The sequence below is a fragment of the Psychrobacillus sp. 05T411 genome (genome assembly GCF_056396485.1).
Window position 1 is genome coordinate 1 of record NZ_JBFTLO010000030.1, and the last position, 21,211, is coordinate 21,211.

A 21,211-nucleotide genomic window follows, 5' to 3' on the forward strand; every position below is an offset into this window, starting at 1 on the left:
GGGGTGAGTGATGAGCCTTCACCGCCGCTTGCGCGTACGTTGTGAAGTCTCATCTTACTCAGGCAGAGGAACAAAGGCTAAGAACGCCACATCGTGTGGCAACGCCTTCGTGACCAACATCGTGTTGGCCTCCACTGGAGTCGCCGCCTACAGCGAAAATCAATGGAAATTGCCAAATTATTAGGATCCCATATTACCAATAAATGTTTGAACGAGACAATAACCACTGCGAACACGACAATGCACACCTCGAACGCGACAAGAAGATAGCTGAACACGACAAACTAGTCGAGTAGATGCCGGCCAGGCGTGTTCGACGGGCTTTAAGACATATAATATGTCGGAATTATAGTTGTCTCACATCAAGTAAAGAGCCATTTTGAGAATTGATTGCTTTCACGAGTAATTTGGTTGCTCTCGTGTTGATTTAGTTGCTTTCGTAATAGAACTGGTTGCTCCCAGTGATCGGTTGGTTGCCCTAAGCCATTTATTGGATGAATCCAATGGAAAAACCGGTTGAAATTTTGTTTTTTAACGGGATGATATGGATAATTGGGTAATTTCTTTTGATTTTCGCTGCAGCCGTCGACTCCTGCCGGATGAGTGGGCTTAATGAGCCATCCCAACGTACGCCCACAAAGGCGGCGGGGATGGCTCATCGCTCACCCGGCGGAAAGCGTACGACTGTAGCGAAAATCACAGCGGACACTTTATTCGCCTCACTACCACGCTGTTTCCCTATATTACACACAAGAAAAAAAGATGAATCCGCATCGAAATGCGAGATTCATCTTGTAAAAGGTATTTATTAGCCTTCGTTACGTGGTGCACGAGTTCTAGTGCTACGTTGAGTAGAACCGTCACGTGGACCGCTGCTACGACGCGAGCTGCTAGGACGTGAACCGCCACCAGAACGTCCGCGATCGCTTCCTCCGCGACTAGATGAGCTACGCCCACCGCCGCCGCTGCGGTTACCACCTTTGTAACCACCACCGGAACGAGATCCGCCGCCACCGCTACGCTCTCTGCGAGCAGGTAGTGGACGCTCTTCAGAAAGTGCGATTGGTGTAGCATCTGGTTCTTTTGTCATTGATTTAATAGCTGCAGCAATTACGTCAATTGCTTCAAATTTTTCAAGCATTTCTGAAGCTAATGTACGGTAATCCCCTAAATCATTCTTTTTCACGATTTCTGATAAATTTTCAATCGCAACGCGTTGTTGACCAACTAATGCTTCATCAGAACTTGGTGGAGTAAGAGCCGTCATACGTTTTTTCGTAGTATCTTCTACGATACGTAAGTAACCCATTTCTCTAGGTGTTACGAAAGTTACTGCGATACCACTTTTCCCAGCACGGCCTGTACGCCCGATACGGTGAACATAGCTTTCAGGATCTTGTGGAATATCAAAGTTATATACATGAGTTACGCCAGAAATATCTAATCCACGTGCTGCTACATCTGTTGCAACAAGGATATCTATTTTATTTGATTTGAATTGTTTCAATACAGACATACGTTTCGCTTGGCTTAAATCTCCGTGAATTCCTTCTGCTAAGTAACCACGAATGCTTAATGCTTGAGCTAACTCGTCTACACGACGTTTTGTACGACCGAAGACAATTGCAAGCTCAGGTTGGTGTACATTTAAGATTCTTGATAGTACATCAAATTTCTCACGCTCATGCGCTTTTACGTAGAACTGTTCAATGTTTTCAACAGTCATTTCTTTAGACTTGATCTTTACTTCCACTGGATCTTTCATGAATTTTTCAGCAATTTTACGAATTGGTCCCGGCATTGTAGCTGAGAACAATAGCGTTTGACGCTCTGGAGGAACGCTTTCTAAAATTTTGTTGATATCTTCAATGAATCCCATGTTAAGCATTTCATCAGCTTCGTCTAAAATAAGTGTTTGAACTTGATCAAGTTTTAACGTACGACGATTGATGTGGTCTAGAATACGACCAGGTGTACCAACAATAACTTGTGGTTTATTTTTAAGTGCACGGATTTGACGACCAATTTCTTGACCACCGTATACTGATAATAGACGAACCTTTTTGTCATATCCTAATTTATAAAGCTCTTCGGAAACTTGAATTGCAAGTTCACGTGTAGGAGCGATAATTAGTGCTTGAATATTTGGGTTTTTTGTATCAATTTTTTCAATCATAGGGATACCAAAAGCTGCAGTTTTACCTGTACCTGTTTGTGCTTGGCCAATAACGTCGCGGCCTTCCATAGCATGTGTAATAGTACCTTCTTGGATTGGTGTTGCTTCTTCAAATCCCATACGTTGAACGGATTTTAGTGTAGAAGCGCTAATATTTAATTCTGAAAAATTTGTCAAAATTTTAATCTCCTTTTTCTTGTGTTTTGACAAATGGTTACATTTTCAGATGAAATTGCGGCAAATTCGAGCCTATACGAGGAACGTTTCCGTTACTTAAAATTCTCTGTGGTTTACAGTTCAGAGGGGTCTTATATAAAGGGAAAGCCCGGTCTTTTGCCGAGCGGTTCGTTAATGAGTGATCTAATCCTACTACTTCAACAAACCGTTATGTTCAAAAAAAAGTACTCTTCATCAAATACTGAAGAGTCTTCACACAAAATGTATCCATTGCTCTAAACGTAGTATATCATGCCTTATTATTAGTTGCAACGATATAGCAACTGTTGTAATTATTAGTTTAATCATCCGCACCTTTCTCGTTTAAAAATGTTAACGCACGCTGAAACCAATCTTCGCAGTCATCACAGTAACAAATATGGTGTTTACCCGTTTCCGAAAAGATAAGCTCTTTTTCTACTGAGCCAATTTGATCGAATAAAAACTCGGCGGTTGTATAAGGGACAATACCATCTTTTTTACCTTGGACTAAACAGACTGGTATTTTAATGTGGCTATAATATGGTTGAACTATACGTACTAATCGCATAAATTCAAACGTTGCACGAATCGGCGTTTCTTTCCATTTGGAGCTGTACCGCTTGTACAATATATTGTCTTCTAGCTTTCCCTCCACTGCTTCTTTTGCCATTTCCTTAATATCTTGCAAGAGTTGCGTGGGATAAATATATTTGGCTGCTGCACTTAACAAAATAAGTTTAGTGATTGGGTACCGCATCGCTAAGTACATTGCAATAATTCCACCCATGGAAAACCCAACAATATAAACCTTGTCCACTTCTTTTTGCAGTTTTCTTAGCGCCAGCTCTGCTGCCATTAACCAATTTTCCGCAGTTAACTTTTTAAGTTCCAACGTGTCCCCATGGCCAGGAAGGGTCGGGACAATAATCGTCCAATCTGTTCTTTTCTGCAAAAACTCCACGAATGGTTGCACCTCATATGGTCCACCTGTAAAACCGTGAATACAAAGGACACCGGTTTTCATATTGTCCGACACCTCTTTCCTTTTTATTTTTGGAAAGGTTCAATGATACGTTCTAACTGCATTCCGCGTGAACCTTTTACTAATACGATTGATTGTTCATTTATTTTTTTATTTAAAAATGAAATAATCTCCGCATACTCATTTTTTACCCAAACTAGCTGTTCATTGCTAAATTGATCTACTAGTTTTTTGTAAAGCCATTCCATTCTTGGTCCGTATAAACAAACACCTGTAAACACTTTATTCGATATATATGCACTCATGTCTTCATGATACTGCTTTTCGTTTTCACCTAGCTCCAACATATCGCCAAGTACCAGCCATTTTTCTGATTTAATCGTCGACTTTTCTACAAAAGAAATGGCTGCTTTCATTGATGTTGGTGCTGCATTATAAGCATCGTTGATGAAAATTGCTCCATTTTTTGCTTCCATTACTTGCATACGCATATCCGTTAAAACAATCTCCATTAATGCCGCACGCATTTGCGAAAGTGTCAGCCCCACTTCTTTAGCGATTAATAAAGCCGCCAACGTATTTTTAACTTGATGCTCTCCAAGTATAGGAATCGACATTTCTTCATTTATCAACCCTTCAGTACGAAACTTACTACCTTGTTCAGTGAATGCCACTTCCGCTATACGAAGATCATTAGCTTCGCCTACACCAAATGATTTTGAGTACAGCGAAGGGTTGCTTTCAACAAACGGGCGAAGTAATGGCTCATCGCCATCATAAAAAAGTTGCCCTTCTGCCTGTAAGCCTGCAATAATTTCAAACTTTGCTTTTGTAATGCCTTCGCGTGAACCAAGGTCTTGCATATGCGCTTCGCCAATATTTGTAATAACTGCATACTTAGGTTTTGCAAGTTTAGATAAAAATTCTATTTCACCAAATGAACTCATACCCATTTCTAGTACGGCAAATTCCGTATCTTCTTCGAGGGAAAGAATAGTTAAAGGTAATCCTAATTCATTGTTAAAATTGCCTTCTGTCTTTTTCACACGGAAGTACGGAGAAAGAATGCCGGCTACTAAATCTTTCGTAGACGTTTTTCCATTTGATCCTGTAATTCCTATGAAAGTGGCATTCAGTTCCGCCCGGTACGCTACGGCCATTTGTTGAAGCGCTTTTTCGCCACTTTCTACGAATAAAAGCGGAACATCCGTTGGAGGATTCGGTTCATCTTTTAACCAAAGAGACGCAGCTGCCCCTTTATCGAAAGCATCTTGCACGAAACGATGCCCATTTACATTTTCCCCACGGAAAGGGATAAATAAATCGCCAGGTTGCAATGTTCTTGTATTAATCGAAACACCTGTTACAAGCGGATTATTTTCAAGAGATACATCTTCCCCTAACCAGTTTGCGATTTCAACTAAACTTTTCTTCAACTTGCTCACTCTCCGTCCTTTGAATGCTCCAGCTGTTGCTTTTCTTCATATCGTTCTAAAGCAAGCTTGATCAATTCTTCGATTAAATCAGAATAAGATAAACCGGATTCTATCCAAAGCTTTGGATACATACTAATCGGCGTGAAACCAGGCATCGTATTTACTTCATTAATAATAACTTCTTCGTTTTCTGTCACAAAAAAGTCTGCACGTACTAGACCAGAACAATCCAGTACTTTGAATGCACGTATTGCAGCATCTTCCATTTTCTTTAACAACTCATCCGAAACTTCAGCTGGAATTGCATAGTTCGTTGTACCATCTTCATATTTCGCTTCGTAATCATAAAAGTCTTTTGTCGGCAGTACTTCTCCTGCTATGGAGCATTTCGGTTGATCATTTCCAAGTACGCTCATTTCTAATTCGCGCGCCTTAATGCCTTGTTCCACAATAATTTTTCGATCGTATTTGAAAGCTAGTTCTATTGCTTTGATAAGCTCTTCCCTGTTCGCCGCTTTTGTAATCCCTACACTCGATCCAAGATTAGCCGGCTTGACGAATAAAGGCCATTGCAAACTTTCTTCCATTTGTTGAAGAAGCATTTCTTGATTAGTTTTCCATTCTTTACGAATGAAATGCACGTATGGAACTTGGGATAATCCCGCCTGCGCAAATAATTGCTTCATCACGACTTTATCCATCCCCGCAGCAGATGCGAGCACGCCGTTTCCAACGTACGGTAAATTCAATACTTCCAATAAACCTTGCACTGTACCATCTTCTCCATTTGGTCCATGTAGAAGCGGGAAAATAACATCAAGCATAGAAGCATCATCATTTTCCATTGGTAAAAAGCTTGTAATAGAATTCGGTTTAGAAGCTTCTGTGCCAAATTGAAGCGTTTTTGTAGACTCCGCTGGACCTGTTAAAGCACTTCCTTTTATCCATTCACCGTTTTTTGTTATATAGATCGGATATACTTCATATTTATCAAAATTTATCGCCTGGGATACTGCTCTTGCTGTCAGCAAAGACACTTCATGCTCAGCAGATTTCCCACCGTATAATAAGCCTAATTTAATTTTCATATATAAATAACCTCCACGTTTTGAGATATTACTAGTTTATCACGGACAACATAATTAGATGAATCATTATCCGAATAATTTCAAGCCAACTACTCCAAAAATAATACAACTTAAAAAGAATAGTTTTTTCCAACTTTTCTTCTCATGAAAAAAGTACATTCCTATTAGCACACTTCCAGCTGCTCCAATTCCCGTCCACACCGCATATCCAGTACCGACCGCAATATCTTTTAAAGCTAGCGATAATAGGAAAAAACTTAAACAGGCCGAAATAACAGTGAAAATCGTATATTTCACATTTCTAAATCCATCCGAAAGCTTCATATTGACTACGAATGCCACTTCAAAAACACCAGCCACTATTAATACAATCCACTCCATTATGCGTCCTCCTCTTCATCATCCACAAGCTTTAACCCAATGATGCCAAAGAGTAATACACATAAAAAGAACAGCTTACCGAAGCTAACCGCTTCTTGAAACCAAAAAATCCCAACAAGCACTGTGCCAGCCGCCCCGATCCCTGTAAAAATAGCATATGCCGTTCCAATCGGAATCGTCTTCATTGCTTTGGCAAATATGAAAAAACTTATGATTAAAAAGGCAATTGTAATGATAGAAGGTACTAGCTCCGTAAAGCCATCTGCTTCCTTAAGACCGATTGCCCAAACAATTTCCGTTAATCCTGCAATGATTAATAATAACCAAGCCAATAATAAACACCTCTGTTCTATTACATTCACCCATTTTAGCACATGAATTGATCAGGAAATAATAAAAACAAAATGGTCTAACGAGATTACATATGCTGTGTTTCGCATAATAGGGATACTGCGAGGTAAAAGACCTATTAGGTGACCGCAGGATTTTCGCTACAGTCTTACGCTTTCCACCGGGTAAGCGATGAGCCATTCCCGCCGCTTAGGCGTAAGTTGGAATGTCTCATTTGCTCAACAGAGGAACAAAGGCTAAGAGCGCCACATCGTGTGGCAACGCCTTCGTGACCAACATCCTGTTGGCCTCCGGTAGGAGTCGAAGCCTGTAGCGAAAATCAATGGAAATATCGCTAAATTACTCAGTATCGACTGGCTAAAAACATAATCTTATACAGTTTTTCGACCATGTGTATCCAATAAGTGGCTTAGGGCAACCAACCGATCACTGGGAGCAACCAGTTCTATATGGAAAGCAACTAAATCAGCACGAGAGCAACCAAATTACTCGTGAAAGCAACCAATTCTCAAAATAGCTCTTTACTCGATGTGAGACAACTATAATTCCGACCTATTATATGTCTTAAAGCCTGTCGAACACGCCTGGCCGGCACCTACTCGACTAGTTTGTCGTGTTCAGCTATCTTATTTGTCGCGTTCAAGGTGTGCATTGTCGTGTTCAAAGGCAAGATTGTCTCGTTCAACCATTTATTGTTAATAGGGGATCTCAATAATTTAGCAATTTCCATTGATTTTCGCTGCAGGGCGGCGACTCCAACGGGATTAAGTGAGCATAATGAGACTTCACAACGTACGCGCAAGCGGCGGTGAAGGCTCATCGCTCACCCCGTGGAAAGCGTCCGCCCTGCAGCGGAAATCCTAGCGGTCACTACCACGCAGTATCCCCAAACAGTCGAGTACTATCTACTCTATAATTTCTTATAAAAAAAAAAAATAAACGCCTTTGCAACAGAACATTGCAAAGGCGTTTTAGGTTAAAGTTCGATCAAAAATTCAGCAGTTTTTTCTAAATGGAGTTTTAAATCGCCTAATACTTCATCTGGAAAAATGTTCTCAGGCAAACTTCTAATTTCAATTCCATAATTGGTTTTGCCCATTTTAAATAAAGACATAAGCACGCCATCCTCGTAGTAGTCTGCATATGTTGCTACTTTTTCTGTCGTCAACTCAGGCAAAACAATATTATTTTTTTTCCGCCAAAAAGCAGTAGTTTTTGCTTTATCGCTAATCTGTTGATTGAACACACTAGCGACTAGATGATTAAAGTCTTCCGTATCACGGAAATAGATTTTCGTTATTTGTTCTCCCTCATCAGTTAAATAGACGAATCTGTTTTGTAGATGGTGATAAAACGGTAAACGTAAGGTCTCTTTTTTATGGGCAATATATAATAACTCTGCCTGCTCTTGAGGAGACAGCATATTTAATTTGCGTTCGTCCGTAAAGTCTAATAAGCATAAAGCTGTTGGTCGTTCTGTGAAATTCTTTAGAAAGCGATTGTATTCATCATTTACGACAAATTCTAGCTGTGTATGAATATTAAACGATGCTTCTTCGTATTGATGTTTTAACAATAAAAGAGCGGACAAATCCGAGAAATGCCGTATAAACTGTTGAACAGAAATACCGCTAAACAACACAAAATGCTCTATTTCATTTACATGCACATATAAATGCGTTATATATTCTTCTATTTCTTTCTCTTTTTTCGCCACTAAAGACACCCCTTTACTCTACAAAATATAATAGCATAATTTTTCCAATGAAACATCTTTATCTTCATCTTCGTCACTAATACCTACAAGCCAAAAATAGCATTTTAAGCTATAATGAATAAGTGAAATTTGAAAGAAACTTAGGTGACTCTTATGGAAAACAAAAAAGGCTTTGCCGATCGCTTCGATTGGACGCTTGCTTTTATCATATTACTATTTTTAATCGTTAGCTTACTTGCAATTTCTTCTGCGGTAACTACTGGTCAATATGCAGCATATAACTTTGTAGCGAAACAAGTTTTCTGGTATGGCGTAGGTGCCGTTATCATCGGGCTTGTCATGTTTTTTGAACCGGAACAGTACAAAAAAATGTCTTGGATCATTTATGGGATTGGAGTATTTCTCCTTGTCGTTCTTTTTATCCTACCGGAAAGCTTATCTTTAGTTGAACCCCGAAATGGCGCGAAGAGTTGGTTTCACTTACCTATCGGAGATATTCAACCTGCTGAGTTTATGAAGACTTTCTACATTTTGGCTCTTGCTCGATTGATTACCAAGCATCATGAAATATATTTGATAAAAAGTTTAAAAACAGATTTGGTATTACTCGGTAAGATTTTCATTACAATGCTTTTACCACTTACTTTTATTCTTTTGCAACCCGACCTTGGTACAGCGCTTGTATTTTTTGCCATTACAGCCGCTTTAATCATTGTAGCAGGAATTACATGGAAAATTATTTTACCACTTTTTTTAGGAGCTGCTAGTATTGGTGGCCTACTTTTATGGATGGCCCTTTATATGCAAGTCTTTTTAGAAGAAAAATTCGGCTTACAAGCCTATCAATTCGCCCGAATTTATTCCTGGTTGGATCCATATTCCTATGCTTCCGATGAAGGGATGCATTTAATCACTTCTTTAAACGCAATTGGTTCTGGTGAGATTTTCGGAAAAGGTTATGGTGGACGAGTTGTATATGTCCCGGAAAATCATACAGACTTTATATTTGCTGTTATCGGTGAAGAATATGGATTTATCGGAACAAGTATTGTCATCAGTATTTTCTTTTTACTGATTTTTCATTTGACGAAAATTACGCTTCAACTAAAAGATGCATATAGCACCTATGTATGTGCAGGAATTATCGCCATGATTACATTCCATGTATTCGAAAATATCGGTATGACGATACAGTTGCTGCCGATTACCGGAATTCCACTTCCATTTATAAGCTATGGTGGTAGTTCGCTTATGGGTAATATGCTTGCACTTGGTTTAGTGTTTAGTATGAAGTTTCACCACAAAACCTATATGTTTGCTAAAAATGAAGATGATTAAAAAGAGTGGCTCTAAAGTTCATGATTATACGAACTTTTCGAGCCACTCTTTTTAACTTTGCGTATGGGGAGTTTGTGCTGGTGGTGCTAACGCTTTAAGTATGTCAAGTCTCGATTTTGTCATTGTAACAGTAACACCCAGCTTTGAAAGATTACTTACAATTTTCTTTAAATCAACTTCCTTTGCCATTCTATCCACCTCGTCCTCTCCATTTATTATTACGATTTATTATTAAAAAAGTTTCTTTTTTTGATTTGTTTTTATCATACCACTTTTTTATTCATTTTAAACTTACTTTTATATTACATATTTTAAACTTTTGTAAACCAAGCTAGTAAAGAAAACTGTGAACAAAAGGAGTGATTTCAAATGAATGTGAAAGATGTGATGAGCAGAGAAGTGGTGACGTGTAATCCACAAGATTACGTAAATGAAGTTGCTGATCAAATGCGTACACTGGATATTGGTTGTTTACCAGTTGTCAGCAACAAAAAATTAGTCGGTATGATTACTGATCGGGATATCGTAACACGTTCAGTTGCAAGAGATGTGCGTAGTAAAGTCGAAGATGTTATGACGAAATCGGTTATATCCGTCTCTCCTAACGATACGACCACAGATGCCTCCGTTGTAATGGCTCGCAATCAAGTGCGCAGACTCCCCGTCATGGAAGAAGGATTACTAGTTGGCTTTGTATCATTAGCTGATCTAGCTTTTCCTTTTCCACATGTGCAAGAAATTTCTAACGCTATGGGAAGCATATCCGAACCACGAGATTATTAAACATAAGAGCTGTCCCAAAATTTTGTGGGATGGCTTTTTTGCTCCTTCTATTTTTAATTGAATACATACAATAGCGACTTTATCTCTGATGTGCCAAACCGGATGGAAACGTGTAATATAGAGAGTAGAAGATTTGCGAGAAGGCAGGTTTATGTATGAAAAAGACTCTTTTTATATTAATGTCCATACAGTTTTTAGTTTATTTAGGTTTTGGGATTATCATCCCAGTGTTACCCGAAGTTATTTTACAGCAAAATTATCATGAAGTTCATGTTGGTGGTTTACTAACTGTTTACTCACTAGCTTCGTTTTTCACTGCACCATTGTGGGGAATGCTATCTGATCGTGTCGGTCGGAAAACCCTTATTTTAGTTGGACTAGTTGGATTTAGTTTAAGTTTTTGGCTATTTTCCTTATTTTTCGATTCACTGTTTATGCTTTACTTATCTCGCGTAGTAGGAGGATTATTTTCTGGTGCGCTTTACGCAGCAGTGACTGGATTTGCTGCTGATTTATCAGATGAAGAAAATCGCAATAAATATATGGGTTTTCTTGGAATGTCAATCGGTTTAGGGTTTATTTTTGGACCTGCAATTGGCGGTGTCCTTGGACATGTGAACTTGACCTTACCATTTACTGCTTCCGCATTATTGTTACTTTTAATTTTTGTGTATGCCTTTGTTATTTTGAAAGAGCCAGCACGTACCGGCGAAGCAAACAAACGGGCACTTCTTCCGAAAGGTGCCGCAAGCCTTTGGGGTTATCGTATTAAGTATTTGTTCTTGTTTTCATTTATGGTAACGTTTTTGCTTGCTGGTTTAGAGGCTACGTTCCAATTGTTTCAAATCGAGCGCATTGAAATTACACCGCTTCAAATCGGTTATTTGTTTATGTTTAGTGGATTTGTCGATGCTGCTATTCAAGGCGGGGTTGTTCGCCGCATTAAAAATGGTACCGAAACAAAATGGCTTTTATATGCACAAATTGTTACGGCAATCGGTTTGTTTATGACTGTATTTACCAATAGCATTGTGTGGGCAGGTTTCTCGCTATGTGTGTTTACTGCGGGAAATGCACTTGCAAGAACAACCATTGTTTCGCTTACTTCAAAAGAGTCGGGGGGACGTTACGGAACCGCAGCCGGAATGGCATATTCAATGGATAATCTTGGGCGAATCATTGGACCGTTATTATTCGCATGGCTGTTTACCGTTCAACCGAATAATATTTATGTAGTGTCTGGTGTGTTAGCGGTACTATCTATCGGATTGATTTTCGCATTCCGCAATTCAACGAAATCTTTGAAAAGTATAGAGTAAGAATAAATGCCAAGGGACGAAGAGTCGCTCCTTGGCATTTTTCTATTCCAATCCGGGATGCGCAGTCCGGATAACAGATGGCCGTGCAAGTATTAACACAACTACTATTAATAACAAACTAGATACGATGAGAATACCTTCAGCCGGTAGCAAATCATATAAAAACCCATATATCACCGTACCCAGTGGCATTAAGGCCATTGCCATCGTCTCAATAATAGAAAATACGCGTCCTTTATAATCATCATCAATCATTTTTTGCATCATGACTTGCATTGGAGTATTCGTAATAATCATAGCGGATCCTAAACAAAACATTAATATAGCGTAGTAGCCAAAAGCAATAGAATAAGACATGCTAATGATTAAAGGCGCTGCTACTGCACCCATGAGTATACCCATCACAACTATACTTCTTTTCGAAAGTAATAAAGGATATTTCACTTCATTTCTAGCAGAGAAGTATATGGACATAAGCAACATTCCTACGGCAAAAGCACCTTCCGTCAAACCAAAATGTTCAGAAGCCATTTTCAGCTTTTCGATTAAAATAAAAGAATACCCGACCATATAAGCTCCAAATAAAAAATTGATAAAAAGAGAAATCCACACAATTGCTTTCAAAATAGGTTCGTTTTTCAAATAACGTAACCCTTCCTTCATACTTTGAAGCATTGGTTCTTTTTCTGCTCCTTCTACCATTTCTTTGCGCTTTGCAAATAAGTTAAAGTTCATCGTTGATTCCAAAATCACTGCAATGGCGGATGCCACCAAATACATAATCAGAAATACCGGCATAGAAACCGCTCCATACAATAAACCACCTAGGGCGGGACTGCCAATCGCAGCAAACGAAATCGACATTTGGTTCAACGACATCGCTTTTTGAATTCTTCCTTCATCCACTAACCCCGTGATGGATGAACTAAAAGTCACACTAGAAAACGTAGAAGTTAACGATAATATAACGGTTGTAATATAAATCGCTACTAATGACAACCCTACAGTTTTACTCACAATAAGTAAGCCAATTATCGCTATAGTCGTTGCAATTTGTGCAACAATGACAATCATTTTCCTCGAGTATCGATCCGCAGCATATCCTGCAAATGGCGCAACTAATGTTCTTGGTAAAATACTACATATCAAATTCAATGCAAAATTGGAAGCGGATCCCGTCATTTGCAAAATATAAAAACTAATTGCGAAAGCATACACTTGTGCACCAAAACTAGAAATCATCTTACTAATCGTAAATGTCCACAAATGATATGTAGCCCTTTTTAGCTTTAGCGCTTCTTCCATTTTTATTTCCCCTTTGAAAGTTTAATTTAATTAAACAAATAATAGCATAGCATCCCTTTCATTTCAATGAAAAGTTTAATATAATTAAACCAATTAAATGAGGTGAAGAAAATGCCAACATTAGGGGAGCGAATACGCAAACTAAGAAAACAACAAAAGATGACATTGGAAACTCTTGCAGGAACTGAGCTCACAAAAGGAATGCTTAGTTTAATCGAAAACAATAAAGCAAACCCATCTATGGAAAGCTTAAATTATATAGCAGGAAGACTAAATGTGGACGTGACAGACCTTTTAGAAGAGATTAGCAACATCGAATTAAGGGAAATAGTTGAAAAAGCAGAAATCCTTTTCAGCACACCTTATGAAGATTTAACAAATGAGTATGAGCAATTGATTGAATTAGTAAAACCATATGTACCTAAGCTTACAAAAGGATATGAAGCTGCCCGTTTAATGGAAATGTACAGTCGCTGTTTATCTTTTACTAATAATGACGACTCCGAACATCTATTAAAAAGAGTTGCCGCGATGTATGAACAATTAAACTTAACCACGAGTCGGGCAAGTATAGGGGCAGCCCTTGCAGTAATTCCATATCGGAAGCACCAATATCAAGCGTCGCTGGACATACTTCTTCAAGAAAGAGCAAAATTGGAAGCAAATCCATTATGGATAGACCCTCTATCTCATTTAGACTACGACTACTTAGAGGCTACTTTATATTTCGCAGTTGGCGAATATGAAGATGCTATTCGTGTGATGGAAAGGGCAATAGAGTATTCCAATAAGCATAAAATTTTTAAACAAGTGGATAATTTATATAGACTAGCGGCTGCCCACGCGATGATGGCTAAGGATGAGAAAAAAAAGACATATTATTTAAATAAACTGCTTGCATATAGTGAATTTGCAGAGGATGAGGATTCGAAGATTTTCATCTATTTCGCTGAAATACATTACTTAAATTCTTATAAAAAAATGTATGTGGAAGCAGAACATTTATACAATAATTTTTCAAACAAAAAATTAATGCCAAAACTATTTGTTCCTTTCTTTCATCTTGAAAGAGGAAAAACACTCTATGGTTTACAACAATATGAGCAGGCAATCGAAAAATTAAAGGAAGTTGTTATTCCAGACATCCTTCATCATCCAATTGATTTATCGATCTTCTACGAGAAAGATGCCTATATAGCATTATGCTACTTAGAACTCGGACAAAAAGATCAAGCAATGAAAGCAGCACAAATTGCTTTAGATCATATTAATAAAATGCCGTACACTCCATATAAAAAGTTCATCGAAAAAACCTACGAAAAAGTGTCGTCTTTCCAGCATAACTGACTGGGAGATGGCACTTTTTTACTCTGAATGATATGCCCAATAATTATCCATCCAATTTGTAAACTTAGACCAAGCATCTTCAAAATCTGGTTGAATACACGAAACTTGGATTAATCCTCTTTCTATCAAATAATCACTTTTATAATGAAGGTCAAATCCAGACATACGAGCATCTTCTGCCAAATAAGGAAAAGTTTTTTCCCGCCAAGTAACAATCATTGGATAAGGATCGTCTGCTAATAATGGGATTTGATGCTTTTCTACTTCTGCCTCGATAAACTTCATCCGGTCTCGTAAAAGTGTATACCTCGCCCCTTTTTCATACGCTTTGAGTGCATATTCTAAGCTTTGTACTAGCTGGGATGACATCGTAAATGGAATCATATGACTAGCTGTTAATCCAATATCTAGGTATGCAGGAATATTATCGCCCGTCACTATTTCCGAATTGGAAAAGACAAATGCTAAGCCACTCATTGTTCCAATAGCTTTTCCACTCACTCCAGTTGCCAAATAAACGCCATCCAATGAAAATGGAAGTGCACCAAATGAACTGACACAATCTGCACATAGCAACACATTGTATTTTTTGCATAGCCCTGCTATCTCATCTAACTTATTTAGCATTCCCGTCGAGGTTTCTCCATGCGTCATGAGTAACCAACTATACTTACCAGTTGCAAGTTCACTTTCCATCGCAACCATATCAAATGATGTTCCCCACTCGTACGCCTGTGACTTGAAGGAAAGTCCCCATCTTCCCGCTTGCTTTTCCAGACGTTCTCCAAAAGCTCCATTTGTGAGGATTAATCCCTTCTCACCTAGTACGTGTAACTGTGCAATCATCGCTTCGTTCGCTAGCGTTCCACTTCCAACTAAAAGGTGTACATGGGTCGCTCCACTTATCGTCAGAAGACTATTTTTAACCCGTTCAAGCATCACTTTAAATTCATGTGAACGATGAGAAATTGGTTTTTCTAAAAATGCTTGTTGAATTTGTTTTGATTGTTGAACAGGTCCAGGGTAAAACGAGTATCTTTTTTGCTTAAAACGAGCTGCAACGGAACGATCAAATCGTTCTCTCGTTAACACCATTGGGACGAAAAGTGCATCGCCTGTCCCTACTGTTTCTGCAAAAGGTTCAAAACCTAGCTGATTATATAGTTTTTGCTCTCGTATAGTGCCTGAAATAACCGCTCCCCCGTATCCATTCTCATACGCATAATCAGATAATGCGCGCGCTAAATAGTAAAATACTCGTCCGTTTCGATGTGCCTTGTCGACTGCCATTAACCGCACTTCGCATAGCATTCCCTGAAGTGCATCATCTGGAAGCAAATGTTCTACCGGTCCAAGCTTTAAATCTAAGGAAAAAGGACGGATTGCACGGAATGCCACCATTCCTGCCAGCTCCTGGTCCTTTAGCACAATTACATAGACATTTTCATGATGAAACGGGTCAACCCGCATACCACTTGGATCCGGTTCATGTTGCGGAATTTCCTCCACAAATGTTTGATAGTTTAATCTAGCAATCGCTTCAAACTCTTTTTCCGTTCTCGCAATTTTACACCAGTACATCCAAACACCCCTATCTACTCACTAGAATGGTATCGCTCCGTTCTTTTTTCTAGTAAAGTAATACCGATTACGATTAATAATGTAGCTAAAAGTAGCATTATACTTATATACGTAATAACTCCCCCTAAAGTTTCCCCATAAATCGTTACTCTTTTTAAAGCTTCCATTCCGTAAAAAATAGGAGATATCCACTTCATCGCGAGTAAACCTTCTGACTGCACAATTTCTAGCGGCCAGTATGCTCCACCGATCATGGCAAACGCTACTGCTAGTAACGAAATAATAACGCTACTTTGACTAACCGTTTTCACAAGGGAGATGATAAACAAGGAGAATGCCATTACGAGCAATACATAAAAACTCGAGATAATTACTACTTTCCAAAATCCACCGTACATATTCGTACCCACGATAAATCGAAACAAGAAAATAACTAATAGCATTTGAATAAGTCCAATCATATAACTAAAAGATAAGTGGCCCAAATACAATTGGTATCTACTGATCGAAGCAAGCTTCAAACGATTCCATATCCCAGTTCGTTTATCTTCTAATATAAATTGTACATTAATCGAAATGGTATAAAATACAAAATAGAGCATGAAGCCAAAAAGACTTTGAAGCGCCCCATCATATCTAAAAACTTGTGATTCATCCATGGAAGTCTTTTCCAATAAAAATGATGGGTCTTCCATCATACCTTGTTCTACTTCCTCCCATTTACTTTCCCCAGCAATAGCAACTACTCGGTCACGAAAAGCAAGTTCGTTATACATTGATACTACTTCAAGAGATAACATACTTACGACATCTGATTCGGTGTCCGCAAAAATAGAATACGTTTTTTCTTGAAGCAATAATCCGATTTTGTCCCTCTTTTCCTTCATTACTTCCCGCAATTCTGCTTCTGTTAAAACGGTTATCGCATAGTCATCCTCATTTTGCAATCTTTCCAAAACACTATTACTCATGTCCGTATTATCCGTTGCCACTAGTAAAGTAATACTACTACCAACTCCGCCACTTAAGACATAGGCAAAAATAACGGTCATAATGGTCATTGAAATAAGAACGAGAGGCTTTCGTTTCAAATTTTGAAGTCTTGCTAGCCATATTCCCTTCATGACGTCACCCCTCTTTTTGGAAATAACACAATAGACAACAATACGCAAAGTACAAACCATCCATATAAAGTGAACATATATGACCAAATAACATCTAATGTTAGACCTTTTTGAATCGATAAAATGGCACTCATTGTCGCTCCATTTGGTGTGAAATTCCCAATATTCGCAAGTAGACTAGAGACGTCTCCAATATTGAAAAACGAGCCTCCAAGAAAAGCGAATACAGAAACAACTAAACCATTAAATATATTTGCAACGCCATCGGATTTTGTTCGAAGTTGCAAGGTTGTTAATAAAGCAGAAAGCCCTCCAACAAACAAACTAAAGCTAAATACGATAATGGCCATTCCTTCCAGCCCAATCCAGTCAATACCTAACACAAATTTACCAAAAAGTAAGATGATGATTTGCTGTAGTAATGCTACAATTGTTCCCGTAATAAAAATGGAAAAAGCATATAATGTAGCAGACACCCCCGCTAAAATAATTCGATCATATACTTTCCACTGCACTTCCTGCAAAGCAAAGCCCGACAAAAATGTTGGAATATAGAGCGCAAACATCACTAGCATTCCAATTGTATAGTAAATGGAAGCAGGAATTTTCCGCTCCCTTTCTTGTAACACCTGTTCTATTCTTTCAACCGCTTGCTCATTATGCATTACTTCACTAGGTGAAATGCCTGCTTTTGTTAAAGCGATCGATTTTGTAAAACCAGTTTGCCACTCGTCGAGCACCGATTGAATAATCGAAGCACGTATTCCATTTTCTTGGCTTAAAAACAATTCCATATCAGGTGTTTCTTGATCATCAAAATAAGCTGATTTTACATAATTTAAACGAAAGTTAGCTGGAATCATTAAAATGCCATCGATTTTTTCATCTTTTCGGAGGTAGTCAAGTTCAGATGATTGTCTGTTTTCCCTTGTTATATATTTACTAATATCCTCCATCCCTAAAATAGACTCTTCTAAAATACCAATTGGATCATTGCTTTCAAACACTTCAAGTAAGGCCTCCAAAGTAAGACCACTAACACCTTGTTCTTTTAAGAAACTTTCGATTGCTACCTCTTCCTGTTCCCAGTTCGATTCATCGATTAGAACCAGTTTTGCTTGAATGGCCACTTCTTCATCACTATTCATCACACTAGCAAGCGCAGTAGAAAGAATCGCTATGAGCACGATAGGCATCACTAGTAAAATGATAAGTGGCTGCTTGTTGCGCAAAAGCATTTTCATTTGTTTTCCGATTAAACTTCTTAACATAACAAATCCCCCTAATCTCTTAACGCTCTTCCTGTTAAATGTAAAAACACATCTTCGAGCGAAGGAATTTTAATAACTGCAGAAGTAATTGTTATGTCATTTGATGCTGCTAGTGCAAAAATTGTAGCAAGTGGTTCCTCGTTTTTGGGCAAGGAAATGGATAGTGCTTCTTCCTCATTTCGAATAGTTGCAGTTGGAAATTGTTTTTGGAGTGCCTCCTCAAATTCTGGAGAGAGGAGATGTGCTTGAAGCTCAATCGTTTGATTGTCTGAAACGAGCGATTTTAGCTCTTCTTTTGTTCCGTGTGCGATAATTTCTCCTTGGTCCATAATATATATTTTGTTGCAAAGTAGTTCGACTTCTTCCATATAATGACTTGTGTATAACAATGTCATTCCTTCTTCTACTAATTGTTTAACTGTATCCAAAATATACGCTCTCGATTGAGGGTCAATTCCTACTGTTGGCTCATCCATGATTAATATCGAAGGTTTGTGTAAAAGAGCGGCTCCGATATTTAGTCTTCGCTTCATCCCACCAGAAAACGTTTTGACTATATCGTTTTGGCGGTCGGTCAAGCCGATTTTCTGCATCACTTCCTCTGTGCGCTTAGCAAGTAATTGCCCTTTGATTCCATAAACACGTCCGAAAAAGTGGAGATTTTCTTTCGCAGATAGTTCTGGATACAAGGCAATTTCTTGTGGCACTACACCGAGTACTTTTCGAAGTGCTTCCGGATTTTTATTAATCGATTGGTCGTCCCAGATTACTTCCCCACTAGTCGGCATGACCAGTGAAGAAAGCATAGAAATCGTTGTGGATTTCCCAGCACCATTCGGGCCAAGTAAACCGACCGATTCTCCTGCCTTTAGTTGCATATTAATATGCCGTACTACTTCTTTATTTTTATATTTTTTATGTAAATTAATCGCTTGTAGCATCCATCCAGCTCCTTGTTTGCATAGTAGTTTATATTATATCAAACTATTTCCATAATTCCTGCAAATCCAACCGTTAAGTTTATGTTAATAGGTCGCATAATATTTATAAGAATAACGACTAAAAAGTTTATATTGTAAATGAATAGTTTACGCAGTATCCCTATATCGCGGCATAAGAAGTGGCGTCATGGCATTTGAAGTAAGTTATACACAGCATAAACTTTAAAACTTCCACTAACATAAAAAAGCCGCCCATTACGGACGGCTTTTTTACTTCTATGTTTCACGCTTCTACAGTTTGCGTTTTTAGTGGAGCATCGTACACTTCTTTGTCTAATTCTCCAGTGATTTTCGCTGTAGCAACACCCGCTGTCATCGATCCACTTACGTTTACAGCTGTACGCCCCATATCGATTAATGGCTCTACTGAAACTAGTAAACCAGCTAAAGCAACTGGTAGATTTAAAGCAGAAAGCACTAGAATCGCAGCAAATGTTGCTCCTCCACCGACTCCTGCTACACCAAATGAACTAATTGCTACAACTGCTACAACCGTTAGGATGAACATTGGGTCAAGTGGATTAATCCCTTGAGACGGTGCAATCATAAATGCCAACATCGCCGGATACACCCCAGCACATCCATTTTGCCCAATCGATAAACCAAATGAACCAGAGAAATTTGCAATCCCTTCAGATACACCTAGCTTAGAAGTTTGCGTATTAATATTAATCGGCAAAGTACCTGCACTTGAACGAGAAGTGAATGCAAATATTAATGGCTCCGATGCCTTTTTCAAATAGGTGATTGGATTTAATCCAGATAAAGAAATAATGATTAAATGCATGGCAAACACGACCGCTAACGCTACATAGGAAGCTACAACGAACTTTCCTAAGTTAAAGATTGCTCCAAAATCAGAGGTTGCTACTGTTCTAGCCATAATTGCTAAAATACCATAAGGCGTTAAACGTAATACAATTTTCACTACACTCATTACAAGTGCATACACTGCATCAATACCTTTTTTAATAACCGTTGCATTATCTTGGTCTCTTCGCGTTACCCCTAAATAAGCAAACCCTAAAAATGCTGCAAAAATAACAACAGCAATTGTAGATGTAGAACGTGCTCCAGTGAAATCTAAAAATGGATTCGCAGGAAGTAAATCAATTATTTGCTGAGGAAGTGCTTTGTCTTCAACTTCTGCAGAACGCCCTTCGTAATATTCAGCACGTGCCGATTCCGCATCACCTTGCACAATTTGATCCGCATTCAAATCGAAAATGGCCGCTGAACCAATACCTACAACCGCTGCAACTGCAGTGGTTCCAATTAAGAAACTTAAAATAATTGCTGCCATTTTTCCGAAGTTTTTACCAATCGTAATTTTAGTAAATGCCCCTAAAATGGAAATAAATACTAATGGCATTACAATCATTTGAAGAAGCTTCACATAACCGGTTCCGATTAAGTTATACCATTGCACAGATTCCGCTAATACTTCTGAAGTCGCTCCGTAAATAAAGTTAAGTGCTAAACCTAACGCAATCCCAAGCCCTAATGCTGTAAATACTCTCTTTGAAAAAGAAACATGTTTCTTTTGCATTATGATTAAAATCCCAACGAATACCAACAAAGCAACTACATTGAGAATAATAAATAATAAATCCATCTAAAGTACCTCCCTTTCTAACTCTTAACATATAATAATTCTTTTATTCCTATTGGTCAAGTAGGTTTTGATTTAATTTTTCTCAACGGGGAATAAAAATCTGAACGGAACCATCATAAGACATAATTGATTTTTACTTTTCTTCTTTCTTTTCCATAAATCAGCTATACTGAAGATAAACTTCACCAGACGTTGTAG

General features: G+C 38.4%; 18 protein-coding genes. 4 read left to right on the top strand and 14 right to left on the bottom strand.

Going from position 1 to position 21,211, the window contains the following annotated elements; all coding sequences use genetic code 11:
- Positions 1-808 precede the first annotated feature (808 nt).
- From cshA to AC1DFT_RS17400, 7 genes are all read right to left on the bottom strand, one after another.
- Positions 809-2,353 carry a degradosome RNA helicase CshA gene (cshA, locus tag AC1DFT_RS17370; RefSeq protein WP_478160331.1) on the bottom strand — a complete coding sequence of 515 codons (1,545 nt, stop codon included), beginning with the start codon at positions 2,351-2,353 and terminating at the stop codon, positions 809-811.
- Between the two features lie 340 nt (positions 2,354-2,693).
- A complete protein-coding gene (locus AC1DFT_RS17375; RefSeq protein ID WP_478160333.1) occupies positions 2,694-3,398 on the bottom strand; it encodes an alpha/beta hydrolase in 705 nt (234 codons plus the stop codon).
- A 23-nt stretch (positions 3,399-3,421) separates the two neighbouring features.
- Positions 3,422-4,792, bottom strand: coding sequence for a UDP-N-acetylmuramoyl-tripeptide--D-alanyl-D-alanine ligase (locus AC1DFT_RS17380; protein WP_478160335.1), 1,371 nt, complete (start codon positions 4,790-4,792; stop codon positions 3,422-3,424).
- 5 nt (positions 4,793-4,797) lie between these two features.
- Positions 4,798-5,880, bottom strand: coding sequence for a D-alanine--D-alanine ligase (locus AC1DFT_RS17385; protein WP_478160337.1), 1,083 nt, complete (start codon positions 5,878-5,880; stop codon positions 4,798-4,800).
- 66 nt (positions 5,881-5,946) lie between these two features.
- Entirely contained in the window at positions 5,947-6,261 is a 315-nt protein-coding gene (locus tag AC1DFT_RS17390; RefSeq protein ID WP_478160339.1) for a DMT family transporter, read from the bottom strand.
- A complete protein-coding gene (locus AC1DFT_RS17395) occupies positions 6,261-6,593 on the bottom strand; it encodes a DMT family transporter (protein WP_478160341.1) in 333 nt (110 codons plus the stop codon). The genes AC1DFT_RS17390 and AC1DFT_RS17395 overlap by 1 nt, the downstream gene beginning before the upstream one ends.
- A gap of 995 nt (positions 6,594-7,588) precedes the next feature.
- A complete protein-coding gene (locus tag AC1DFT_RS17400) occupies positions 7,589-8,329 on the bottom strand; it encodes a hypothetical protein (protein WP_478160343.1) in 741 nt (246 codons plus the stop codon).
- Between the two features lie 153 nt (positions 8,330-8,482).
- Between AC1DFT_RS17400 and AC1DFT_RS17405 the strand changes: the two genes are divergently transcribed.
- Positions 8,483-9,667, top strand: coding sequence for an FtsW/RodA/SpoVE family cell cycle protein (locus tag AC1DFT_RS17405; protein ID WP_478160345.1), 1,185 nt, complete (start codon positions 8,483-8,485; stop codon positions 9,665-9,667).
- Positions 9,668-9,718: 51 nt separating this feature from the next.
- On the opposite strand, the gene AC1DFT_RS17410 is transcribed toward AC1DFT_RS17405, so the two are convergent.
- The gene (locus AC1DFT_RS17410) at positions 9,719-9,856 is read right to left on the bottom strand and encodes an Lmo0850 family protein (RefSeq protein WP_170206517.1); all 138 of its coding nucleotides are present in this window, start codon (positions 9,854-9,856) and stop codon (positions 9,719-9,721) included.
- 180 nt (positions 9,857-10,036) lie between these two features.
- Between AC1DFT_RS17410 and AC1DFT_RS17415 the strand changes: the two genes are divergently transcribed.
- Both AC1DFT_RS17415 and AC1DFT_RS17420 read left to right on the top strand, forming a co-directional pair.
- Positions 10,037-10,450, top strand: a complete 414-nt coding sequence (locus AC1DFT_RS17415) for a CBS domain-containing protein (protein WP_478160348.1) — start codon at positions 10,037-10,039, stop codon at positions 10,448-10,450.
- Between the two features lie 155 nt (positions 10,451-10,605).
- Positions 10,606-11,769: an MFS transporter gene (locus AC1DFT_RS17420; protein WP_478160350.1), complete on the top strand. Its 1,164-nt coding sequence runs from the start codon at positions 10,606-10,608 to the stop codon at positions 11,767-11,769.
- Between the two features lie 42 nt (positions 11,770-11,811).
- On the opposite strand, the gene AC1DFT_RS17425 is transcribed toward AC1DFT_RS17420, so the two are convergent.
- Positions 11,812-13,074: an MFS transporter gene (locus AC1DFT_RS17425; protein WP_478160352.1), complete on the bottom strand. Its 1,263-nt coding sequence runs from the start codon at positions 13,072-13,074 to the stop codon at positions 11,812-11,814.
- Between the two features lie 111 nt (positions 13,075-13,185).
- Between AC1DFT_RS17425 and AC1DFT_RS17430 the strand changes: the two genes are divergently transcribed.
- Positions 13,186-14,421 (top strand): helix-turn-helix domain-containing protein, encoded by a 1,236-nt coding sequence (locus AC1DFT_RS17430; protein ID WP_478160354.1) that lies wholly within the window; start codon positions 13,186-13,188, stop codon positions 14,419-14,421.
- An 18-nt stretch (positions 14,422-14,439) separates the two neighbouring features.
- On the opposite strand, the gene AC1DFT_RS17435 is transcribed toward AC1DFT_RS17430, so the two are convergent.
- From AC1DFT_RS17435 to AC1DFT_RS17455, 5 genes are all read right to left on the bottom strand, one after another.
- Positions 14,440-16,002: an aminotransferase class V-fold PLP-dependent enzyme gene (locus AC1DFT_RS17435; protein WP_478160356.1), complete on the bottom strand. Its 1,563-nt coding sequence runs from the start codon at positions 16,000-16,002 to the stop codon at positions 14,440-14,442.
- A gap of 14 nt (positions 16,003-16,016) precedes the next feature.
- The gene (locus AC1DFT_RS17440; RefSeq protein ID WP_478160358.1) at positions 16,017-17,126 is read right to left on the bottom strand and encodes an ABC transporter permease; all 1,110 of its coding nucleotides are present in this window, start codon (positions 17,124-17,126) and stop codon (positions 16,017-16,019) included.
- The gene (locus AC1DFT_RS17445; protein ID WP_478160360.1) at positions 17,123-18,397 is read right to left on the bottom strand and encodes an ABC transporter permease; all 1,275 of its coding nucleotides are present in this window, start codon (positions 18,395-18,397) and stop codon (positions 17,123-17,125) included. The genes AC1DFT_RS17440 and AC1DFT_RS17445 overlap by 4 nt, the downstream gene beginning before the upstream one ends.
- 11 nt (positions 18,398-18,408) lie before the next feature.
- Positions 18,409-19,338 (bottom strand): ABC transporter ATP-binding protein, encoded by a 930-nt coding sequence (locus AC1DFT_RS17450; RefSeq protein WP_478160362.1) that lies wholly within the window; start codon positions 19,336-19,338, stop codon positions 18,409-18,411.
- Between the two features lie 283 nt (positions 19,339-19,621).
- Positions 19,622-21,013 carry an L-cystine transporter gene (locus AC1DFT_RS17455; RefSeq protein WP_478160364.1) on the bottom strand — a complete coding sequence of 464 codons (1,392 nt, stop codon included), beginning with the start codon at positions 21,011-21,013 and terminating at the stop codon, positions 19,622-19,624.
- Positions 21,014-21,211 lie beyond the last annotated feature (198 nt).